Source organism: Pseudomonas sp. CFBP 13710 (assembly GCF_014842235.1).
Lineage (GTDB): Bacteria > Pseudomonadota > Gammaproteobacteria > Pseudomonadales > Pseudomonadaceae > Aquipseudomonas > Aquipseudomonas baltica.
This window is the reverse complement of record NZ_JACYVJ010000005.1, coordinates 125,572-148,355: the sequence shown is the minus strand read 5'-3', so window position 1 is coordinate 148,355 and position 22,784 is coordinate 125,572. Positions and strand designations below refer to the sequence as shown.

The 22,784-nt window shown below is 61.1% G+C and carries 15 protein-coding genes and 3 tRNA genes; 8 read left to right on the top strand and 10 right to left on the bottom strand.

Annotated features, from left to right (window positions below; genetic code table 11):
- Positions 1–6: 6 nt before the first annotated feature.
- Genes IFT44_RS13770 through fabI form a run of 6 tightly spaced genes read left to right on the top strand, consistent with a single transcriptional unit; the run spans position 7 to position 8,198 of the window.
- A complete protein-coding gene (locus IFT44_RS13770; RefSeq protein WP_192176059.1) occupies positions 7–1,848 on the top strand; it encodes an extracellular solute-binding protein in 1,842 nt (613 codons plus the stop codon).
- Positions 1,845–3,677: an extracellular solute-binding protein gene (locus IFT44_RS13765; RefSeq protein WP_185794484.1), complete on the top strand. Its 1,833-nt coding sequence runs from the start codon at positions 1,845–1,847 to the stop codon at positions 3,675–3,677. Before IFT44_RS13770 ends, IFT44_RS13765 begins: the two co-directional genes overlap by 4 nt.
- Before the next feature lies 1 nt (position 3,678).
- Positions 3,679–4,752 carry a microcin C ABC transporter permease YejB gene (locus IFT44_RS13760; protein ID WP_192176058.1) on the top strand — a complete coding sequence of 358 codons (1,074 nt, stop codon included), beginning with the start codon at positions 3,679–3,681 and terminating at the stop codon, positions 4,750–4,752.
- 1 nt (position 4,753) lies between these two features.
- Positions 4,754–5,773 (top strand): ABC transporter permease, encoded by a 1,020-nt coding sequence (locus tag IFT44_RS13755; protein ID WP_192176057.1) that lies wholly within the window; start codon positions 4,754–4,756, stop codon positions 5,771–5,773.
- Between the two features lies 1 nt (position 5,774).
- Complete coding sequence (locus tag IFT44_RS13750; protein ID WP_192176056.1) at positions 5,775–7,385, top strand: ABC transporter ATP-binding protein; 1,611 nt, start codon at positions 5,775–5,777, stop codon at positions 7,383–7,385.
- An 18-nt stretch (positions 7,386–7,403) separates the two neighbouring features.
- Positions 7,404–8,198 (top strand): enoyl-ACP reductase FabI, encoded by a 795-nt coding sequence (gene fabI / locus IFT44_RS13745; protein ID WP_122476006.1) that lies wholly within the window; start codon positions 7,404–7,406, stop codon positions 8,196–8,198.
- A 170-nt stretch (positions 8,199–8,368) separates the two neighbouring features.
- Here the strand turns inward: fabI and IFT44_RS13740 are convergent, their stop codons facing one another.
- From IFT44_RS13740 to tig, 6 genes are all read right to left on the bottom strand, one after another.
- The gene (locus IFT44_RS13740; protein WP_192176055.1) at positions 8,369–10,243 is read right to left on the bottom strand and encodes a SurA N-terminal domain-containing protein; all 1,875 of its coding nucleotides are present in this window, start codon (positions 10,241–10,243) and stop codon (positions 8,369–8,371) included.
- A 171-nt stretch (positions 10,244–10,414) separates the two neighbouring features.
- Positions 10,415–10,687: an HU family DNA-binding protein gene (locus tag IFT44_RS13735; RefSeq protein ID WP_049858847.1), complete on the bottom strand. Its 273-nt coding sequence runs from the start codon at positions 10,685–10,687 to the stop codon at positions 10,415–10,417.
- Between the two features lie 143 nt (positions 10,688–10,830).
- The gene (lon, locus tag IFT44_RS13730; RefSeq protein ID WP_192058147.1) at positions 10,831–13,227 is read right to left on the bottom strand and encodes an endopeptidase La; all 2,397 of its coding nucleotides are present in this window, start codon (positions 13,225–13,227) and stop codon (positions 10,831–10,833) included.
- A 151-nt stretch (positions 13,228–13,378) separates the two neighbouring features.
- Complete coding sequence (clpX, locus tag IFT44_RS13725) at positions 13,379–14,665, bottom strand: ATP-dependent Clp protease ATP-binding subunit ClpX (protein ID WP_122476011.1); 1,287 nt, start codon at positions 14,663–14,665, stop codon at positions 13,379–13,381.
- A gap of 104 nt (positions 14,666–14,769) precedes the next feature.
- The gene (gene clpP / locus IFT44_RS13720; RefSeq protein ID WP_122476013.1) at positions 14,770–15,411 is read right to left on the bottom strand and encodes an ATP-dependent Clp endopeptidase proteolytic subunit ClpP; all 642 of its coding nucleotides are present in this window, start codon (positions 15,409–15,411) and stop codon (positions 14,770–14,772) included.
- Positions 15,412–15,502: 91 nt separating this feature from the next.
- The gene (gene tig, locus IFT44_RS13715) at positions 15,503–16,813 is read right to left on the bottom strand and encodes a trigger factor (protein ID WP_192102324.1); all 1,311 of its coding nucleotides are present in this window, start codon (positions 16,811–16,813) and stop codon (positions 15,503–15,505) included.
- A 312-nt stretch (positions 16,814–17,125) separates the two neighbouring features.
- Between tig and IFT44_RS13710 the strand changes: the two genes are divergently transcribed.
- Positions 17,126–19,294: a GAF domain-containing protein gene (locus tag IFT44_RS13710; RefSeq protein WP_192176054.1), complete on the top strand. Its 2,169-nt coding sequence runs from the start codon at positions 17,126–17,128 to the stop codon at positions 19,292–19,294.
- Positions 19,295–19,379: 85 nt separating this feature from the next.
- Here the strand turns inward: IFT44_RS13710 and IFT44_RS13705 are convergent.
- From IFT44_RS13705 to IFT44_RS13695, 3 genes are all read right to left on the bottom strand, one after another.
- Positions 19,380–19,464: transfer RNA gene (locus IFT44_RS13705), tRNA-Leu, on the bottom strand.
- Between the two features lie 57 nt (positions 19,465–19,521).
- Positions 19,522–19,597, bottom strand: a tRNA-His gene (locus IFT44_RS13700).
- A 41-nt stretch (positions 19,598–19,638) separates the two neighbouring features.
- Positions 19,639–19,715, bottom strand: a tRNA-Arg gene (locus IFT44_RS13695).
- Positions 19,716–20,005: 290 nt separating this feature from the next.
- Between IFT44_RS13695 and folD the strand changes: the two genes are divergently transcribed.
- Positions 20,006–20,860, top strand: coding sequence for a bifunctional methylenetetrahydrofolate dehydrogenase/methenyltetrahydrofolate cyclohydrolase FolD (folD, locus tag IFT44_RS13690; protein WP_122476016.1), 855 nt, complete (start codon positions 20,006–20,008; stop codon positions 20,858–20,860).
- A gap of 174 nt (positions 20,861–21,034) precedes the next feature.
- Here folD and IFT44_RS13685 read toward each other — a convergent pair whose 3' ends face one another.
- On the bottom strand, positions 21,035–22,780 hold the full coding sequence (locus tag IFT44_RS13685; protein WP_122476017.1) for an ABC transporter substrate-binding protein: 1,746 nt from the start codon (positions 22,778–22,780) through the stop codon (positions 21,035–21,037).
- Between the last annotated feature and the right edge of the window lie 4 nt (positions 22,781–22,784).

Here is a 22,784-nt window from a genome sequence, read left to right as displayed (position 1 = left end):
GAATTGATGCGTCTCCTTCCCTTCCGCCTGCTGGCCTGCCTGCTGGGCCTTGCGTTGAGCGCCTGCGCCAACGCGACGATCATCCAAAGCCACGGCTATGCGCAATTCGGAACGCTCAAATACCCGGCACGCTTCAGCCACTTCGATTGGGTCAACGGCGATGCGCCCAAGGGTGGCACGTTGCGGACGATGGCCTTCGGTACGTTCGACACGCTCAACCCCTATACCTTCAAGGGCACCAGCCCGGTCCAGACTGCGAACTTCCTGCAGTACGGCATCAACGAGCTGAACGAGCCGTTGATGGTAGGTACCGGCCAGTACGCGCCCTCGGGGGACGAGCCCAGCTCCAGTTATGGTCTCATCGCCCAGTCGGTGGAATACAACGAAAGCCGCAGCTGGGTGGTGTTCAATCTCAGGCCGCAGGCGCGGTTCAACGACGGCCACCCGATCACCAGCGCCGACGTGGCGTTCTCGTACCGTACCTTGCTGACCCAGGGCCATCCGATGTACCGCACCAACCTGCAGGAAGTGCTGCGGGTCGATGTGCTGAGCCCGACTCGCATCCGCTTCGTGTTCAAGCGCTCGGGCAATCCGCTGCTGATCCTGCGCCTGGGCGAACTGCCGATCCTGCCCAAGCATTACTGGCAAGGTCGGGACTTCCAGGCGACCACTTTCGAGGCGCCGGTGACCAGCGGCCCCTATCGCATCAAGCAGGTGGTACCGGGCAGAAGGCTGGTGCTGGAACGGGATCGAAACTGGTGGGGCAAGGATCTGCCGGTGAATCGCGGCAAATACAATTTCGATCGCATGGAGGTCGAGTTCTACCGCGACAGCGACGTGGCCTTCGAAGCGTTCAAGGCCGGCGAGTTCGACATCTACATCGAGCACCAGGCGAAGAACTGGACCAACGGCTATGACTTTCCCGCAGTGCGTCGCGGCGATGTGATCAAAGCACAGATTCCCCACAAGATCCCGACGCAGACCCAGGGCCTGTTCTTCAATACTCGCCGCCCGGCCTACAGCGACCCCCGCGTGCGCCAAGCACTGGGGCTGTTGCTGGATTTCGAATGGACCAACCGCGCGCTGTTCAGCGGCGCGTATCGGCGCTCCGAGAGCTATTACCCCAACAGCGAATTCGCCGCCACTGGCCTGCCCAGCGGCAAGGAACGCCTGCTGCTGTCGGCGTACAAAAACGCACTGAGCCCGGCCCTCTTTCTGGAAGCGCCGAACATGCCCGGTACCGACGGCAACGGCATTCCTCGAGCCACCTTGCGCCAGGCCCTGAAGCTGCTTGGGGATGCGGGCTGGACGCTGCAGGGCGACCGTCTGCGCAATGCCGCAGGCCAGCCGTTGCGCCTGGAAATCCTGCTGGTCAATTCCAATCTGGAGCGCATCCTGGGGCCCTATGTCGCCAACCTGGCCAGTATCGGCGTGCAGGCCAACCTGCGCAGCGTCGATCGCGCGCAATACAAACAGCGCCTGGACCAGTTCGATTTCGACATGATCTCGCTGACCCTGCCGCAGACCCTCAGCCCGGGCCTCGAGCAATGGCAGTACTTTCACTCCAGCCAAGCCACCGTGCGCGGCAGCAAGAACTATGCGGGCATTGCCAACCCGGTGGTCGATCGCCTGCTGGAGCAACTGCTCGGCGCCCAGAACCGTGACGACCAGGTAGCCGCCGCCAGGGCACTGGACCGCGTGCTGCTGTCGCAGCACTACATGGTGACCAACTGGTACCTGGACTACCACCGCCTGGCGTACCGCAGCCGGTTGGCATTCGTCACTACACCGCCGTACACCCTGGGCCTGAGTGCCTGGTGGGTCAAGCCTACGGAGAAGAGTCAATGATGCCATTACCTGCCTTGGCCAGAGCCCTCGGCGCATGCGCGCTGAGCCTTGCGGCCAGCCTGGCACAGGCCGCGCCCCAACATGCCCTCACCCTGTACGACGAAGCACCGAAATACCCGGCCGGCTTCCAGCACTACGACTACGTCAACCCCGACGCGCCCAAGGGCGGCACCTTTCGCCAGAAAGGCGTGGGTAGCTTCGACAGCCTCAATCCCTTCATCAGCAAGGGCGTGCCTGCCGACGACATGGACCTTAACTACGATACCCTGGCGCGGCAAAGCCTGGACGAGCCGTTTACCGAGTATGGCCTGGTCGCCGGGCGCATCGAGAAAGCCCCGGACAACAGTTGGGTGCGCTTCTACCTGCGCCCCGAAGCGCGTTTCCACGATGGCCGGCCGATGCACGCCGAAGACGTCGTGTTCAGTTTCCAGACCCTGATCCAGAGCGGCTCGCCGCTGTATCGCAGCTACTACGCCGACGTCGCCGAAGTGGTCGCCGAAGACCCGCAACGGGTGCTGTTCAAGTTCAAGCACAGCAACAATCGCGAGCTGCCACTGATCCTCGGTCAACTACCGGTACTTCCCAAGCACTTCTGGGAAGGCCGCGATTTCACCAAGGGCAGCCTGGACATTCCGCTGGGCAGCGGGCCCTACAGGGTGGCAGAGGTCAAGGCCGGTCGCTCGATACGTTACGAGCGGGTCAAGGACTATTGGGCACGCGACCTGCCGATGAACCGCGGCATGTTCAACTTCGACGTGCTCGACATCCAGTACTACCGCGACAGCACCGTGGCCCTGGAAGCCATGAAGGCCGGACAGTTCGACTACTGGCTCGAAAGCAGCGCGAAGAACTGGGCCACCGCCTACGACATTCCTGCAGTCCGCGAAAAGCGCCTGATCCGCGAAGAAATACCCAACGGCAACCCGACCGGCATGCAGGGCTTCGTGTTCAACCTGCGCAAGCCGCTGTTCCAGGACGTGCGCGTGCGCGAAGCCCTGGCTCTGGTGTTCGATTTCGAGTGGACCAACAAACAGCTGTTCAACGGCGCCTACACGCGCACCGACAGCTTTTTCGAGAACTCCGACATGGCGGCCTCGGGCCTGCCAAGCCCCGCCGAACTGAAGATTCTCGAACCGCTGCGCGGGCAGATTCCCGAACGAGTCTTCGATACACCGTTCAACAACCCGGTCACCGACGCCAGCGGCATGCTGCGCGAGCAGCAGCGTCGGGCCTACAAACTGCTGCAGGAAGCGGGTTGGCGCATCGTCGACGACAAGATGGTCGATGCCCGGGGCACACCGGTGAAGATCGAGTTCCTGCTGACCCAGGCCGATTTCGACCGGGTGCTGCTGCCGTACAAGCGCAACCTCGCCGACCTGGGTATCGAACTGGTGATCCGCCGCGTCGACGTCTCCCAGTACATCACCCGCATTCGCTCGCGCGACTTCGACATGATGGTCGGCAGTTTCTCCCAGTCCACCTCGCCCGGCAACGAGCAGCGCGAGTTCTGGGCCTCGTCCAGTGCCGACAAGCCCGGCAGCCGCAACTACATCGGCCTCAGGGACCCGGCCATCGACAGCCTGGTGGAAAGCCTGATCAATGCCACTTCACGTCAGGACCTGGTCGATCATGCCCGCGCTCTGGACCGCGTCCTGCTCTGGGGCCACTACGTGGTCCCCAACTGGCACATCAAGACCTGGCGCGTGGCGTACTGGAACCACATCGGCCACCCGGCCATCACGCCACGCTACGACGTGGGCCTGCAGACCTGGTGGAGCAAGCCCCACGCCACGCCGGCGGTAACCCCCACGCCTTCCGAGACGCCCTGACATGCTGGCCTATACCCTGCGCCGACTGCTGCTCATCATCCCTACCCTGCTGGGCATCCTGATCATCAACTTCGCCATCATCCAGGCCGCCCCCGGCGGGCCGGTGGAGCAGATGATCGCCAAGCTGGAAGGGTTCGACGGCGCCACCAGCCGCATCGCCGGCGGTGGTGCCGAAGTGGCGGTCGCCGGTTCCAGCTACCGCGGCGCGCAGGGCCTGGACCCGGCGCTGGTGAAGGAAATCGAGAAGATGTACGGCTTCGACAAGCCAGCCCCCGAGCGCCTGTGGATCATGATCAAGAACTATGCGCAGCTGGATTTCGGTACCAGCTTCTTCCGCGATGCCAAGGTCATCGACCTGATCGTGGAAAAGATGCCGGTGTCGATCTCGCTGGGCCTGTGGAGCACCCTGATCATGTACCTGGTGTCGATTCCCCTGGGCATCGCCAAGGCCACCCGCCACGGCAGCCATTTCGACGTCTGGACCAGCTCGGCGATCATCATCGGCTATGCCATTCCCGCCTTCCTGTTCGCCATCCTGCTGATCGTGGTGTTCGCCGGCGGCAGCTACCTGGACTGGTTCCCGCTGCGCGGCCTGACGTCCAACAATTTCGAGGAGCTGAGCTGGCGCGGCAAGGTGCTGGACTACTTCTGGCACCTGGTGCTGCCGGTCGGCGCCCTGGTGATCGGCCACTTCGCCACCATGACGCTGCTGACCAAGAACAGTTTCCTCGACGAAATCGGCAAGCAATACGTGGTCACCGCCAAGGCCAAGGGGCTGAGCAATCGTCGCGTGCTGTACGGCCACGTGTTCCGCAATGCCATGCTGCTGGTGATCGCCGGCTTCCCCTCGGCCTTCATCGGCATCTTCTTCACCGGGTCCCTGCTGGTCGAAGTGATCTTCTCCCTCGACGGCCTGGGGCTGATGAGCTTCGAGGCGGCGATCAATCGCGATTACCCGGTGGTGTTCGGCACCCTGTTCATCTTTACCTTGCTGGGGCTGGTGGTGAAATTGATCGGCGACCTTACCTACACCCTGGTCGATCCACGCATCGACTTCGGCCATCGGGAGCACTGAGATGAACCTGTCTCCCCTCAATCGACGCCGCTTCGAGCGCTTCAAGGCCAACAAGCGCGGCTGGTGGTCACTGTGGCTGTTTCTGCTGCTGTTCGGCCTGAGCCTGGGCGCCGAACTGATCGCCAACGACAAACCGCTGGCGGTGCGCTACGACGGCGAGTGGTATTTCCCTGCCTTCAAACGCTACCCGGAAACGACGTTCGGCGGCGAATTCCCCCTCGAAGCCAACTACAAAAGTCCCTACCTGCGCGAACTGCTGGAGGCCAAGGACAGCTGGACGCTCTGGGCGCCGATCCCGTTCAGCTACCAGAGCATCAACTACGACCTCAGGGTACCGGCACCGGCGCCGCCTTCCGCGCAGAACTGGCTGGGCACCGACGACCAGGGGCGCGACGTGCTGGCGCGGGTCATCTATGGCTTCCGCATCTCGGTCCTGTTCGCCCTGACGCTGACCATCGCCAGCTCGATCATCGGGGTCATCGCCGGTGCGCTGCAGGGCTTCTATGGCGGCTGGGTGGACCTGGCAGGCCAGCGTTTCCTGGAGATCTGGTCCGGCCTGCCGGTGCTGTACCTGCTGATCATCCTGGCCAGCTTCGTGCAACCCAATTTCTGGTGGCTGCTGGGCATCATGCTGCTGTTTTCCTGGATGAGCCTGGTGGACGTGGTGCGCGCCGAATTCCTGCGTGGCCGCAACCTGGAATACGTGCGTGCAGCCCGCGCGCTGGGCATGCAGAACGGCGCGATCATGTTCCGCCACATCCTCCCCAACGCCATGGTCTCGACCATGACCTTCATGCCGTTCATCCTGACGGGCGCGATCGGCACCCTGACCGCCCTGGATTTTCTCGGCTTCGGCCTGCCTGCCGGTTCGCCATCGCTGGGTGAGCTGGTCGCCCAGGGCAAGTCCAACCTGCAGGCGCCCTGGCTGGGCATCAGTGCTTTCACCGTGCTGGCGCTGATGCTCAGCCTGCTGGTGTTCATTGGCGAATCGGCCCGTGACGCCTTCGACCCGAGGAAATGACATGAGCCAGGACAATCTGATCGAGGTCCGCGACCTGGCCGTCGAGTTCGTCGCCGGCGAAAGTCGGCAACGGGTGGTAGAACACATCAGCTTCGATATCCGCCGTGGCGAAACCCTCGCGCTGGTGGGTGAAAGCGGCTCGGGCAAGTCGGTGACTGCGCACTCCATCCTGCGCCTGCTGCCCTACCCGCTCGCCCAGCACCCCAGCGGCACCATCGTCTACAACGGCCGCGACCTGCTCACGCTCCCGGAAAAGCAGCTCAGGCACATCCGTGGCAACCGCATCGCGATGATCTTCCAGGAGCCGATGAGCTCGCTCAATCCGCTGCACAACATCGGCAAGCAGATCGGTGAAGTGCTGGCCCTGCACAAAGGGCTCACCGGGGCCGCCGCTGCCCGGCGCACCCTGGAATTGCTCGAGCTGGTCGGCATCGGCGAACCGCACAAGCGCCTCAAGGCGTTGCCGCACGAATTGTCCGGCGGCCAGCGTCAGCGGGTGATGATCGCCATGGCCCTGGCCAACGAGCCTGAACTGCTGATTGCCGACGAGCCCACCACCGCACTCGATGTCACCGTGCAACTGAAGATTCTCGAACTGCTCAAAGACCTGCAGGCGCGGCTGGGCATGGCGTTGCTGCTGATCAGCCATGACCTCAACCTGGTGAAGCGAATTGCGCACCGGGTATGTGTCATGCAGCGCGGTCGCATCGTCGAACAGGCTACGTGCGAAGAATTGTTTCGAGCGCCGCAGCATCCGTACACCCAGGTTCTGCTGGGTGCCGAACCCAGTGGCGAGCCGGCGGCCACCGCGGTCGGCGAGCCGATACTGGCGGTCGACGCCTTGCGCGTGTGGTTCCCGATCAAGAAGGGATTGCTGGGCCGTACCGTGGATCACGTCAAGGCCGTCGATGGCATCCAGTTCACCCTGCCCCGTGGGCAGACCCTTGGTATCGTTGGCGAAAGCGGCTCGGGCAAGTCCACGCTGGGCCTGGCGATCATGCGCTTGATCGCCAGCCGTGGCTCGATCCAGTTCCAGGGCACCGCGCTGGACGGCTTGGCCCAGCAGCAGGTACGACCGCTGCGCAAGCAGATGCAGGTGGTCTTCCAGGACCCGTTCGGCAGCCTCAGCCCACGCATGAGCGTGAGCCAGATCGTCGGCGAAGGCCTGCGAATACACAAGATCGGCAACGAAGCCGAGCAGGAACAGGCTATCATTGCCGCGCTCGAGGAGGTTGGGCTGGACCCGCAGACCCGCCATCGTTACCCTCACGAGTTCTCCGGCGGGCAACGGCAACGTATCGCCATTGCCCGGGCCTTGGTTTTGAAACCGGCGTTGATCCTGCTGGACGAGCCCACATCGGCGCTCGATCGTACCGTTCAACGCCAGGTAGTGGAGCTGTTGCGTTCACTGCAACTGAAATACAACCTGACCTATTTGTTTATCAGCCACGACCTGGCGGTAGTCAAAGCCTTGAGTCACCAACTGATGGTGATCCGGCACGGTCAGGTCGTCGAACAAGGGGCGGCGCGGGCTATCTTTGCCGCGCCGCAGCACCCTTATACACAGCAGCTGTTGGAAGCAGCCTTCTTGGCCCCAACGGCTGTCGATTAACCTGAAGAGGAACAACACATGGGTTTTCTCGCCGGTAAGCGCGTCCTGATCGTCGGTGTCGCCAGCAAACTGTCCATCGCATCCGGCATCGCTGCCGCCATGCATCGCGAGGGTGCTGAACTTGCCTTCACCTACCAGAACGAAAAGCTCAAGGGCCGCGTCGAAGAATTCGCCGCTGGCTGGGGCTCGAGCGCCGATCTGTGCTTCCCTTGCGACGTCGCCAGCGATGCTGAGATCGCCTCGGTCTTCGAAGCCCTGAGCAAGAAGTGGGACGGCCTGGACGTCATCGTTCACTCCGTCGGTTTCGCCCCCGGCGACCAGCTCGATGGCGACTTCACCCAGGCCACCACCCGCGAAGGCTTCCGCATCGCCCACGACATCAGCGCCTACAGCTTCGTGGCACTGGCCAAGGCCGGTCGCGACATGATGAAAGGCCGCAATGGCAGCCTGCTGACCCTGTCGTACCTGGGCGCCGAGCGCACCATGCCCAACTACAACGTCATGGGCATGGCCAAGGCTTCGCTGGAAGCCGGCGTGCGTTACCTGGCAGGTTCCCTGGGCCCGGAAGGCACGCGCGTCAACGCCGTATCGGCGGGTCCGATCCGTACCCTGGCAGCCTCGGGCATCAAGAACTTCCGCAAGATGCTCTCCGCCAACCAGGCGCAGACCCCGCTGCGCCGCAACGTCACCATCGACGAAGTCGGCAACGCCGGCGCGTTCCTGTGCTCCGACCTGGCGTCGGGCATCAGTGGCGAAATCATGTACGTGGACGGCGGCTTCAACACCACCGCCATGGGTGATATCGAAGAGTAAGTCGTCAGGCTGCACTCGATCGAAGAAAACGCCGCTCACCTCGAGCGGCGTTTTTTTACCTGAGATTCAGAAATCTCCGTAGGAGCGGTCATCGGCCGCGAAAGGGCGCCGCCGATGCCTGGACAAACAAAAGGCCGCATACGCGGCCTTTTGTTCAAACATCCATCACCTCAATACTTGGTGATGTCCGCCTTGGTTTCCAGCAACTTGCGATACGCGGCAAAATCCTGCTGCCCCATACGCGACGCCAGGAACCGGCGATACTGGGTCTTCTCTTCATCACTGGGCGCAGCAGCCTCGTTCACGCCGTCCAGGCGCAGAATCACGAAGCTGCCGTCCTTGAGCGACACACTGGTAAACTCGGGCTTCTCCTTGGCCTGCGGCTTGGGCATGCGGAACAGCGCCTGCAGCTCGGCCGGCTCGATGCCGTCCTGACCGCGGGTGACCGCCTCCAGCACTTTCCACGGCTGCCCGTCCTGGCGGGCAGCCAACGGCACCTTGCCGTCACGCAAACCGGCCAGCAATGCTTCGCCCTTGGCCTTCACCTGGGCTGCAGCGTGCTGCCTGGCCAACTCGGTACGGATCGGCCCGGATACGGCTTCCAGCGGCAGCTGCGCAGGCTTGCGATGCTCCTTCACACGCACCACGACCATGGTTTCCGGATCCAGCTCGAGCGCAGCGCTGTTGGAACCCTCTTCCAGCACTTCGGGGCTGAACGCAGCCTGGACAACTGCGCGACTCGCCGTGACGCCCTGGCTGCCGCCGTCCCTGCCGAATGGCTCGGAGGTCTGCACCTTGAGGCCCAGCTCCTGGGCCGGCTGACCGAGGTCGGAGGCTTCGAACGCCGAGTCTTCCAACTGCTTGGTGGCGGTGACGAAGCGCTGTTCCACTTCCTGGGTCTTGAGGTCGCTGGTGAGCTTGGCCTTGAGGCTGGCAAAGGTCGGCACGTCCGGCGCCTGCACGTCTTCAAGCTTGATCAGGTGCCAGCCGAAATCGGTGCGCACCGGCGCCGACACCTGGCCCTTGCTCAAGGCATTGAGCGCCGTTTCGAACGCCGGGTCGTACACGCCATTGCCGGCGAAGCCGAGATCGCCGCCATTGTTGGCCGAGCCTGGGTCCTGTGAGACTTCCTTGGCCAGCTTGGCAAAGTCCTCGCCCTTTTCCAGGCGCGCCTGGACTTCCTCGATCCTGGCCTTGGCCTGCGCGTCATCGAGCTTGTCGTTGACTTCGATCAGGATGTGCGCGGCACGGCGCTGCTCGGACAGGTTGGCGATCTCTTTCTGGTAGGCGTCCTGGAGATCCTCGTCCTTCACGGTGATCTGGTCGAAGAACGAAGACTTCTTCAATTCGACATAGTCGATGACCACCTGATCGGGACTCATGAACTCCTTGGCGTGCTCGTCGTAGTGCGCCTTGATCTCCTCGTCGGTCACCTTGGTCGCCGACGGGTCAGCCTTGAAGGTCAACGAAGCGAAATCGCGGGTCTGCTTCTCGAGACGGGCGAAAGCAGCAACCTGCTCGTCGGTCACGAAGCTGCTGCCTGCCAGGCCGGCGCGCAGCTGGCTGATGAGCATCTCTTCGGAAAGCATCTGGCGGAACTGCAAACGGCCATAACCCATCTGGCGGATGACCTGGTCGAAACGTTCGGCGCTGAACTTGCCGTCAACCTGGAATTCCGGTGTCTGCAGCATGATCTGGTCGAGCGCGCCTTCGGAGAAGGCGAACTTGGCGTCATGTGCGCCTTGCAGCAGCAACTTGCGGTCGATCAGGCCCTTGAGGGCCGCTTCGCGCAGCATCTTGTCGTCGAGCAGGGCCGGATCGAAATCCTTGCCCAGCTGTTGCATCAGCTGGCGACGTTGCATCTCGGTGGCCTGGCTGAGCTCGTTCAAGGTGATCTCGTCACCGTTGACCTTGGCAGCGTCCTGGCTGTGGCTGGCGGCCTGGAAGATCGCGTCGAAACCGGTAAGCGCCATCAACACGATGATCAAACCGATGATGGTCTTGGCAATCCAGCCCTGGGAGTTATCCCTGATGTTCTGCAGCATGCATCCCCCGAAAACGGTCGTACAGATAGAGCGACCGCGGAGAGTAATAGGAATCCGGATAGAAGAAAGGCGCATCCGAGGATGCGCCTTCTCGTAACTCGCGGAGCTTGCTCAGCTCCACTCCTGTTGCCGGCATGGCCTGGCAGCAGGTAGCAAAGGCGTGGCCGAAGCTTAGTTGACAGCTTCTTTCAGGGCTTTACCGGCTTTGAAGCTGGGCTTCTTGGCAGCCGCGATTTCCAGCGCCTTGCCGGTTTGCGGGTTGCGACCGGTGCGCGCCGGGCGATCAGTCACGGAGAACGTACCGAAACCTACCAACACAACCGAATCACCGGATTTAAGGGCGCCCGTAACGGATTCGATCACGGCGTCCAGCGCCTTGCCAGCTGTAGCCTTGGAGATATCAGCAGATGCGGCGATTGCGTCAATCAGTTCCGACTTGTTCACTATAAGTCCCCTTATATCGATATTTTGAGTTGTTTCTAAGTATGTGGTGAAACGTGCGCTGGGTGGCTGTCGAGACAGCAAGTGCCGCTTTATAACAAGGGCTCTAAAAAACTGTCAAGAAAGCCACCCAGTCAAATCAAGGCTCAATGCGTGCTGATTCGTTCCTTGGAATCGGTATCGCGTTTCTCATCCTTGGCGACAATCTCGGGAGCCACATCGGGCAAGGGCTCAGGCGCGTATTGCAGCGCAATTTGCAGGACTTCGTCAATCCATTTAACAGGTTTAATCTGCAGATCCTGCTTGATATTGTCGGGAATTTCCTTGAGATCGCGCACGTTTTCTTCAGGGATGATTACAGTCTTGATTCCACCACGATGCGCCGCCAGCAACTTCTCTTTGAGGCCACCGATGGCCAATACTTGGCCACGCAGGGTGATCTCGCCGGTCATGGCGACATCGGCACGCACCGGAATCTTGGTCAGGGCCGAAACCAGCGCAGTGCACATGCCGACACCGGCACTCGGACCGTCCTTGGGCGTGGCGCCTTCGGGCATGTGGATATGCGTGTCGTGCTTCTCATGGAAGTCCGGCGCGATACCCAGGCTCTTGGCGCGGCTGCGTACCACCGTCTGCGCCGCCGTGATGGACTCGACCATCACGTCACCCAGCGAACCGGTCTTGATCAGCTGGCCCTTGCCGGGAACCACGGCAGCCTCGATGGTCAGCAACTCGCCGCCCACCTGAGTCCAGGCAAGGCCGGTGACCTGACCCACCTGGTCCTGCTGCTCGGCCAGGCCGTAGCGGAACTTGCGCACGCCCAGCAAGTGCTCCAGCGATTCGGCGGTGACCTTGACGGTGAATTTCTTCAGGTGTGCATGTTCCTTCACCACCTTGCGGCAGATCTTGGCGATCTGACGCTCCAGGCCTCGCACGCCCGCTTCGCGGGTGTAGTAGCGAATGATGTCGCGGATCGCCTCGACGTCGATCTCGACTTCGGTCTTTTTCAAGCCGTTGGCTTCGATCTGCTTGGGCGACAGGTACTTGATCGCGATGTTGATCTTCTCGTCTTCGGTGTAGCCGGGCAGACGGATCACTTCCATCCGGTCGAGCAACGCCGGCGGAATGTTCATCGAGTTCGAGGTGCACAGGAACATCACGTCGGAAAGGTCGTAGTCGACTTCCAGGTAGTGATCGTTGAAATTATGGTTCTGCTCTGGATCGAGCACTTCCAGCAGCGCCGAGGCCGGATCGCCGCGCATGTCGCTGCCCATCTTGTCGATCTCGTCGAGCAGGAACAGCGGATTGCGGACCCCCACCTTGGTCATCTTCTGAATCAGACGACCAGGCATCGAACCGATGTAGGTACGACGGTGACCGCGAATCTCGGCTTCGTCGCGAACACCGCCCAAGGCCATGCGCACGAACTTGCGGTTGGTGGCATGGGCGATGGATTCGGCCAGGGAGGTCTTGCCCACACCGGGCGGCCCGACCAGGCACAGCACAGGGCCACGGATTTTCTTCACGCGCTTCTGCACAGCGAGGTATTCGAGGATGCGTTCCTTGACCTCTTCGAGCCCGTAGTGATCGGCATCAAGAATGCTTTCGGCGCGAGCCAGGTCGAGGCGCACCTTGCTCTGCGCCTGCCAAGGCACCTGCACCAGCCAGTCGATGTAAGTCCGCACCACCGTTGCTTCTGCAGACATCGGCGACATCTGCTTGAGCTTGTTCAACTCGGCCGTGGCCTTGGCCAGGGCGTCCTTGGGCAGGCCCGCCGCGTCGATGCGCTTTTTCAGCTCTTCGACTTCGTTGTGCCCTTCCTCGCCATCGCCCAGCTCTTTCTGAATGGCCTTCATCTGCTCGTTCAGATAGTACTCGCGCTGGCTGCGCTCCATCTGCTTCTTGACCCGCCCGCGAATGCGCTTCTCGACCTGCAGCAGGTCGATCTCGGCATCCAGCAGTGCCAGTACGTGTTCGACACGCGCCGGCAACTCGATGATCTCGAGGATCTCCTGCTTCTGTTCGATTTTCAGCGCCATGTGCGCGGCCATGGTGTCGACCAGGCGGCCAGGCTCATCGATGCTGTTCAGCGAGGACAGCACCTCGGCAGGGACCTTCTTGCCCAACTGCACGTACTGCTCGAACTGACCCAGCAGCGTGCGCACGAACACTTCGGACTCGCGATCCGGCGCATCGACTTCGTCGATCAATTGCACTTCGGCGCGAACGTGGCCGTTGATCTCCAGGAACTGCTCGACGCTGCCGCGCTGCTCGCCTTCGACCAGCACCTTGACGGTGCCGTCAGGCAGCTTGAGTAGCTGCAGAACGGTGGCAACGGTACCGACACGGTACAGGGCGTCCTCACCTGGATCATCATCGGCGGGATTCTTCTGCGCGAGCAAAAGGATCTGCTTTTCGCCAGACATCGCCGCCTCGAGGGCTTCGATGGACTTCTCACGACCCACAAACAGCGGGATAACCATATGCGGATAGACGACGACATCACGCAATGGCAGGAGAGGCAATTCGATGGTTGTCTTCATGATTTCGCCTCTACAGCGGCCCCGAAGGCCGTAAACAGATGGAATTGAGCATGCCTTCAATGTGGGGGCTCGCCCCGCAAAAAACAAGTTCACTGTCTGAAAAACGAAAGGGGCCCGTAGGCCCCTTCCTTGTTCCAGCTCAGATTGTCGATCAGGCGTCGGGTGCAGCCTTCGCCGGCGGCTCGCTGTTTTCGTAGATCAACAGCGGCTTGGACGTCCCTTCGATCACGCTCTCATCGATGACCACTTTGCTTACATCGGTCTGCGAAGGAATTTCATACATGGTGTCGAGCAGAACGCCTTCGAGAATCGAACGCAGGCCTCGCGCACCAGTCTTGCGCTCAAGAGCACGACGAGCAACGGACTTCAAGGCATCGCTGCGGAACTCGAGATCCACGCCTTCCATTTCGAACAACTTGCCGTACTGCTTGGTCAGCGCGTTCTTCGGTTCGGTAAGGATCTGGATCAGTGCCGCCTCGTCCAGTTCGTCCAGCGTTGCCAGAACCGGCAGACGACCGACGAACTCGGGGATCAGCCCGAACTTGACCAGATCGTCCGGCTCCACTTCACGCAGCGACTCGCCGACCTTCTTGCCTTCCTGCTTGCTGCGCACCTGGGCACCGAAACCAATACCACCTTGGGTGGAGCGATTCTGGATGACTTTTTCCAGGCCGGAAAATGCACCACCACAGATGAACAGGATGTTGCGCGTGTCGACCTGCAGAAACTCCTGCTGAGGATGCTTGCGACCACCTTGCGGCGGTACCGAGGCCACGGTGCCCTCGATCAGCTTCAACAGCGCCTGCTGCACGCCTTCGCCCGAAACGTCACGGGTGATGGACGGGTTGTCCGACTTGCGCGAAATCTTGTCGATTTCGTCGATGTAGACAATGCCCATCTGGGCTTTCTCTACGTCGTAGTCGCACTTCTGCAGCAGCTTCTGGATGATGTTCTCGACGTCCTCACCCACGTAACCGGCTTCGGTCAGGGTGGTGGCATCGGCGATGGTGAACGGCACGTTGAGCAGGCGAGCCAGAGTTTCAGCCAGCAAGGTCTTGCCTGAACCGGTCGGGCCGATCAGCAGGATGTTGCTCTTGCCAAGCTCGACGTCGTCGTTCTTCTTGTCACGTTGGTTCAGGCGCTTGTAGTGGTTGTACACCGCTACCGCCAAAACCTTCTTCGCGCGCTCCTGGCCAATCACGTACTGATCCAGGATGCCGCTTATTTCTTTGGGCGAGGGCAATTTATGCGCGCTGCTCTCGGCCTGGGCTTCCTGCACCTCCTCGCGGATGATGTCGTTGCACAGGTCGACGCACTCGTCGCAGATAAAGACCGAGGGGCCGGCAATCAATTTGCGCACTTCATGCTGGCTTTTGCCACAGAAGGAGCAATAGAGCAGCTTGTTGCCGTTGTCCTCGCCGTTGCGGGTGTCAGTCATTCGATCGATCCAAATCCGATAGGCTTGCAACACAAGATGAAGGCTATTGCGGGCTTTTTCAAGCCCACAGGTGGCTGACATGGCCACCACCCCCATCTGGCTGCTTAGGCGGGCAAGTTGCGCTTGGACATCACAGAGTCGATCAAACCGTAATCGACCGCACGCTCGGCGCTCATGAAATTGTCGCGGTTGGTGTCCTTCTCGATGGTCTCGATGCTCTGGCCGGTGTGGTGCGCCAGCAGCGAATTGAGACGCTCGCGAATGAACAGGATTTCCTTGGCATGGATCTCGATGTCCGAGGCCTGGCCCTGGAAACCGCCCAGCGGCTGGTGAATCATCATGCGCGAGTTGGGCAGGCAGTGACGCTTGCCCGCGGCGCCACCGGCAAGCAGGAACGCGCCCATGCTGCAGGCCTGGCCGATGCAGGTGGTGGACACGTCCGGCTTGATGAACTGCATGGTGTCGTAGATCGACATCCCCGCCGTCACCGACCCGCCTGGTGAGTTGATGTAGAGATGGATGTCCTTGTCCGGGTTTTCCGCCTCAAGGAACAGCAACTGCGCGGCGACCAGGTTGGCCATGTAGTCTTCCACAGGGCCGATCAGGAAGATCACTCGTTCCTTGAGCAGGCGCGAGTAGATGTCGTACGCACGTTCGCCACGAGCCGATTGCTCGATAACCATCGGGACCAGGCCGCCTGCGGCCTGGATGTCAGAGCTCTGCTGAATATAAGAATTGCGGGACATGTCTCGCACTCACTCCCAAATAGTCATGTCTTGAATACGCATAAGCCAGCGCGAAGGCTGGCTTATGGTGTTTTCGAACCTCAGAGAACGATCACTCGGCTTGTGCTGCTTCCGCCGGCTTGACCGCTTCTTCGTAAGAGACCGACTTGTCGGTCACCTTGGCTTTCTGCAGAACAGTATCCACAACTTGTTCTTCCAGCACAACCGAACGGACTTCGTTCAGCTGCTCATCATTTTTGTAGTACCACGATACAACTTGCTCAGGCTCCTGGTAGGCCGAGGCCATTTCCTGGATCAGCTCGCGCACGCGTGCTTCGTCCGGCTTGAGTTCGTTCTGCTTGACCACTTCGGCAACGATCAGGCCCAGCACGACGCGACGCTTGGCTTGCTCGGTGAACAGCTCGGCCGGCAATTGGTCAGGCTTGATGTTGCCGCCAAACTGCTGCACGGCTTGAACGCGCAGACGGTCGACTTCGTTGTCGAGCAGCGCCTTGGGCACTTCGATCGGGTTGGTCGATACCAGACCGTCCATGACCTGATTCTTGATCTTGGCCTTGATTGCCTGACGCAGCTCGCGCTCCATGTTCTTGCGAACTTCGGCGCGGAAGCCGTCGAGACCGGTTTCCTTGATGCCGAACTGGCCGAAGAACTCTTCGTTCAGCTCTGGCAGTTTGGCTTCGGAAACGCTGTTGACGGTGACGGTGAACTCGGCGGCCTTGCCGGCCAGCTCGAGGTTCTGGTAGTCCTCGGGGAAACTCAGGTTCAGGACCTTCTCTTCACCGGCCTTGGCGCCGACCAGGCCGTCTTCGAAACCAGGAATCATGCGGCCCGAACCCAGAACCAGCTGGGTACCTTTGGCGGAACCACCGGAGAACTCTTCGCCTTCGATCTTGCCGACGAAGTCGATGTTCAGCTGGTCTTCGGTCTGCGCGGCGCGATCGGTCTGCTCGTAGCGTACGTTCTGCTTGCGCAGCACTTCGAGCATGTTGTCCAGGTCGCTGTCGGCGACGTCGGCGCTCAGACGCTCGACTTCGATGCTGTCGAACGCGCCGACTTCGAACTCGGGGAACACTTCGAAGGTGGCGATGTATTCCAGGTCCTTGCCCTTCTCGAACACTTTCGGCTCGACGGCGGGTGCGCCGGCTGGATTGAGCTTCTGCTCGACCACGGCTTCATAGAAGGAAGCCTGGATGACGTTGCCCAGAGCTTCCTGGCGCGCGTCAGCCTCGTAGCGCTGACGGATGACGCTCATAGGCACCTTGCCTGGACGGAAGCCCGGGATCTTGGCGTTACGGGCGGTCTGTTGCAGACGCTTGTTGACTTCGGCCTCGATGCGCTCGGCGGGAACGCCGATGGTCATGCGGCGCTCGAGAGCGGAAGTGTTTTCAACAGAAACTTGCATGGATTTTCCTCGTTGCACAGACGTTAGCCGGCCATTTCCGACCCCAGATCAAGGGCAAGCATTCTAGAGGCTCGAACTCAAGAAGTCACCCTATGCACATGGATGCGCACAAAGTCGCTGAAGAAACCGTCAAACGGCAGCAAAAGAAGGCTGGCCCAGGCCTGCAAATGCCCTGACGGACAAGTTTTGCAAGATAATCTCAGGCTCGCTGGTATCCTATGCAAAGGATAAAGCCATTACCTTGCACTTCCACGTGGAGATCTCGGCCATTCTGTCGCTTCCCGTAGCAACCTCTATTCTTGCAGGACCCTCATGGCCATAAGCCCTGACACGCCGGTCTCCCTCGCCAATTGCGAGGACGAGCCCATTCATCGGCCCGGGGCCATTCAGCCTCACGGCGCGCTGATCGCACTGGACGGCGAAGGTCGCGTGCTGACTCGCAGCGCCAACCTGATGGCCATCACCGGATTGGATGTATTGCCGGGCACTACCCCGAACAGCGAACTGCTGGGCGCCGATGCCCTGGCCTTGATCGCCGAGGGCCTTGCCAGCAGTGATCACTGGGCGAACAGCGTCGAGAGTGTCCTGCTTGGCCGCCTGTTCGACGTGGTTGCCCATCGCCATCTGCAGGTCCTGTATCTGGAGTTCGAACCGCGTCGGACCGCCAGCGGCTCGTTCAGCCAGTTCGCCCTGTACGCGCAGCGCATCATCAGCCAGATGCAGAACCGCCACGACATCGACGCACTGCTGAGCCGCGTGACTGCCGAAATCCGCAACATGACAGGTTTCGACCGGGTCATGGCCTACCGTTTTCGCCCCGACCTGTCTGGCGAAGTCATCGCCGAGGCCCACCGCGAAGACCTCGAGAGCTACCTGGGCCAGCGCTACCCGGCATCGGACATCCCTGCCCAGGCACGCCTGCTTTATATACTCAACCCGATTCGCCTGATCGCCGACGTGGCCTATGCGCCAGCGCCATTGACGCCGTCTCTCGACCCACGGACCGGCCAGCCGTTCGACCTCAGCTTCAGCACCCTGCGCAGCGTTTCGCCGATTCACTGCGAATACCTGACCAACATGGGCGTGCGCGCCTCGATGAGCGTGTCGATCGTCGTCGGCGGCAAGCTGTGGGGGCTGTTCTCCTGCCATCACATGGCACCCAAGACGATGGCGCATCCATTGCGCATGTCTTTTCAGGTCATCTCGCAGGTGTGCAGCGCGCTGGTCGAGCGGTTGGAGCACAACCTGGCCACCCAGACCTTGAAGCAGGCGAGCGACCAGCAACAAAAACTCATGACCCTGGCGCGCGACTCCGAAGACCTGGTCAGTGCATTGGCGGGCGAGCCGGACAACATTGCCGCGCTGATACCCTGCGATGGCGCCGCAGTGGTCATGTCGGGTCGCACCCAAAGCATCGGCGGGCACTTCGACCCACTGTGTCGCCAAGTGCTGGAGCACGTCGAGCAGGACCCGAACCTCGAGGTCTTCCACACCGACAATTGGCAGGGTTCAGAGAGTGAACGCAATACCAGCGGCTACTGCGGCATTCTGGCGGTCCGTTTCCATCGCCAGGAATCGGGCTGGGTGATTTGGCTGCGCAAGGAAGAAATCAACAATGTGCGCTGGGGCGGCAAGCCGGAGAAAATCGTCAAGGTCGGGCCGTCCGGGCCACGCCTGACGCCACGGGGCTCCTTCGAGGCTTGGGAAGAAGTGGTGCGTGGGCGTTCGGCCAACTGGGGCGATACCGATATCACCATTGCCGAGAAGCTGCGACGCGACCTGGTCGAATTGTGCCTGAGCCGTGCCAGCGAGATCGATGGCATGCGTCAGCGCCTGATCGCCATGCTCGGCCATGACCTGCGCAATCCGCTGCAGTCGATTTCCATGGCTGCGGCCATGTTGTCCTCGAGCGAGACGCGCGACACCGAACTGCGCAAGCACATCAGCCACTCCAGTGGTCGCATGGAACGGCTGATCAGCCAGATCCTTGAGATGAGCCGCCTGCAGTCCGGCCTCGGCATCATGGTCAATCGGGTTGAAACCGATCTGTCGGCGCTGGTCGAAAGCATCGTCGATGAAACGGCGGTGGCTTTCCCTGGCCTGACCATCGAGGCACGCATCCAACCGGATGTGCGCGCCATGGTCGATCCGGACCGCTACGCGCAGGTCATCACCAACCTGCTGGGCAACGCCCGCTACCATGGCACGCCGGATACGCCGGTACTGATCAGCTTGAGCACGGAGCAAAACAACACGCGGCTGTCGGTCCTCAACCAGACCACCCCGGTGGCCCCCGAGCGCCTGTCGACGCTGTTCCAGCCGTTCAAGCCGCACAGCAGTGAAAACCTGCGCAACAAGAACGGCCTGGGGATCGGGCTGTACATTTCTCAGGCCATCGCGGTTGCGCACAGTGGCAACCTGAGCGTCGAGCAGAACGGCAATGTCATCACCTTCAGCATGGTCCAGCCCGTAGAGGCGTGACTCGTCGACTGAAACGCAGACACGAAAAAGCCGCCCGAAGGCGGCTTTCACGTTGCGCAGCAGGCCTAGGCCTGGCTGTACGGGTTGGTGCGGACGAAGAGACTCGAACTCTTACACCTTGCGGCGCTGGAACCTAAATCCAGTGTGTCTACCAATTCCACCACGTCCGCGTGTAGCTTTTAAAGCAAAGGCGCCGGATCGGTAAGAATCGGGCGCCTTTCGAAATATGGGGTGGACGATGGGGATCGAACCCACGACAACAGGAGTCACAATCCTGTGCTCTACCAACTGAGCTACGCCCACCATATTGCGTTTACTGCGTTACTTGTGCCAAAGCTGCCTAATGGCGCACCCGGCAGGACTCGAACCTGCGACCATCCGCTTAGAAGGCGGATGCTCTATCCAGCTGAGCTACGGGCGCTTTTGAGTCTGTAGTCCTTGCAGATTACAAATCCAGAGCTTCAGTCGGTGATGACAAACAAGCCTTGAAACCGCCTGTTTTACTCTACCTTCTTCACCAGTGCTAGGCCCTGCCCGACAAGTGCGACGAATGTTATAGGCGAGCCTTGGGGTCGTCAACTCTTTTTTGAAAAAAATTCATTTAATTAAAGGGCTTAGGAGGTTTCGCGAAGCAAGCGCCTTTGCCCTGGGCGTGCGACATGCGAGAATGCGCGCACATTTTCATTCCTTTTCGATGGTTAATCACGCGTCATGACTGCACAACTTATCGACGGCAAGACGATCGCCGCCAACCTGCGTCGGCAGATCGCTCATCAGGTTGCCGAGCGTCGTCGGCAAGGCCTGCGCACGCCGGGCCTTGCGGTGATTCTGGTGGGTACCGACCCCGCGTCCCAGGTCTATGTTTCGCACAAGCGCAAGGACTGCGAGGAAGTCGGTTTCGTTTCCCGGGCCTTCGACCTGCCGAGCACCACCTCGCAGATTGAGCTCGAGACGCTGATCGACACGCTCAATGCCGACACCGAGATCGACGGCATTCTGTTGCAGTTGCCGCTGCCCGAGCATCTGGACGCCTCGCTGCTGCTCGAGCGCATCCGTCCGGACAAGGACGTCGATGGTTTCCATCCCTATAACGTCGGCCGCCTGGCCCAGCGCATTCCGTTGCTGCGTCCGTGCACGCCCAAGGGCATCATGGCCCTGCTGGAAAGCACTGGCCAGGATCTGTATGGCATGGACGCGGTAGTGGTGGGTGCCTCCAACATCGTTGGACGACCCATGGCCATGGAGTTGCTGCTGGCAGGCTGCACCGTGACCGTGACTCATCGGTTCACCAAGGACCTGGCGGGCCACGTGGGCCGCGCCGATCTGGTGGTGGTTGCCGCGGGCAAGCCAGGGCTGGTGAAGGGCGAATGGATCAAGGAAGGTGCGATCGTGATCGACGTGGGCATCAATCGCCAGGCCGATGGCAAGCTGGTGGGCGACGTGGTGTATGACACTGCCCTGCCCCGCGCCGGCTGGATCACTCCAGTCCCAGGCGGCGTAGGTCCGATGACCCGCGCCTGCCTGCTGGAAAACACCCTGTATGCAGCAGAAACGCTGCACCAGTGATGTAAACCCTGATGCGCGCTGTATCCGTTGCACCGCAGCGCGGCTTTCGCGGCCGCTGACCGCTCCTACGGGGCATCAATCTTCCGTGGGAGCGGCCTGTGGCCGCGAAAAGAACGGCGCGGTGTGGCAGGCCAATCGCAGCGCGGCTTTCCTGGCCGCTGACCGCGCCTGCGGCTACTTTCTTGCATCCTCCCACGATTTGACCAGTTCGGCGTAGCCCACGGTTTGACCCTGAGGCTTTTCGTTGGCCAGTTTGGGCTTGGGTGCGCCGGGCTGGTCGAACCAGTACTGGGCGTCGCGCTCGGGGTTCATCTTCGGCCCGCACACGGGTTGCACCTTGCTGCGTTCCAGGCGCGTCATGATCGCGTCCTGATCCTTGGCCAGGCCATCGAGCGCCTGCTGTGGGGTCTTCTCGCCGCTGGCTGCCTCGGAAATGTGGCTCCACCACAACTGCGCCAGACGCGGATAGTCAGGCACGTTGGTGCCGGTCGGGGTCCATTGCACGCGAGCCGGGCTGCGGTAGAACTCCACCAGGCCACCCAGCTTGGGTGCCAGATCGGTCATGGCCTGGGAATTGATGTCCGATTCGCGAATCGGCGTCAGGCCGACGATGGTCTTTTTCAGCGAGACCGTCTTCGACGTCACGAACTGCGCGTACAGCCAGGCTGCCAGGCGCTGTTTCTCGGGCGTCGACTTGAGGAAGGTCCAGGCGCCGGTGTCCTGATACCCCAGCTTCATGCCCTCTTCCCAGTACGGGCCCTTGGGCGAAGGTGCCATGCGCCATTTCGGCGTGCCATCGCCATTCATCACCGGCAGGCCAGGCTTGGTCATGTCGGCAGTGAAGGCGGTGTACCAGAAGATCTGCTGGGCGATGTTGCCCTGGGCCGGTACCGGACCGGATTCGGAAAAGGTCATGCCCTGAGCTTCGGGTGGTGCATAGGCACGCATCCAGTCGACGTATTTCTGCGTCGCATAGACGGCTGCCGGGCCGTTGGTGTCGCCGCCACGGGTCACGCTGGAACCCACCGGATGGCAGTCCTCCACGCGAATGCCCCACTCGTCCACCGGCAAGCCGTTGGGCAGGCCCTTGTCGCCACCGCCGGCCATGGAGAACCAGGCATCGGTGAAGCGCCAACCCAGAGAGGGGTCTTTCTTGCCGTAGTCCATGTGCCCGTAGATGCGTTTGCCGTCGATCTCCTTGACGTCCTCGGAGAAGAACTTGGCGATGTCCTCGTAAGCCGACCAGTTGACCGGGACACCGAGTTCGTAGCCGTAGATTTCCTTGAACTTCTTCTTCAGTTCCGGGCGCTCGAACCAGTCGGCACGGAACCAGTACAGGTTGGCGAATTGCTGGTCGGGCAGTTGATAGACCTTGCCGTCGGGCGCGGTGGTGAACGAGATGCCGATGAAATCCTTGAGGTCGAGGGTCGGCGAGGTGGCCTTCTTGCCCTCGGGACTGGCCATCATGTCGGTGATCGATTCGCTCTTGCCGTAGCGAAAGTGAGTACCGATCAAATCCGAATCGTTGACCCAGCCATCGTAGATGTTCTTGTCCGACTGCATCTGCGTCTGCAGCTTCTCGACCACATCGCCTTCCTGCAACAGGTCGTGGGTGAGCTTGATCCCGGTGATCTCGCTGAACGCCTTGGCCAGGGTCTTGGCTTCGTATTCATGGGTAGTGAGGGTTTCGGACACCACGTTGATGTTCATGCCTCGGAACGGCTTGGCGGCCTCGATGAACCATTGCATCTCCGCCATCTGTTGCTCGGGCGTGAGGGTGGATGGCTTGAATTCGGCGCCTACCCATTTCTTCGCCGCGTCTTCATAGGCATCCGCCCAAGCCGCGGCGCTCAGCCCGGCACACGCCAGCGCGGTCGCCAGGGCAATGCTATGTCGCAGTTTGTTGTTGTTCTTGTACATAGTG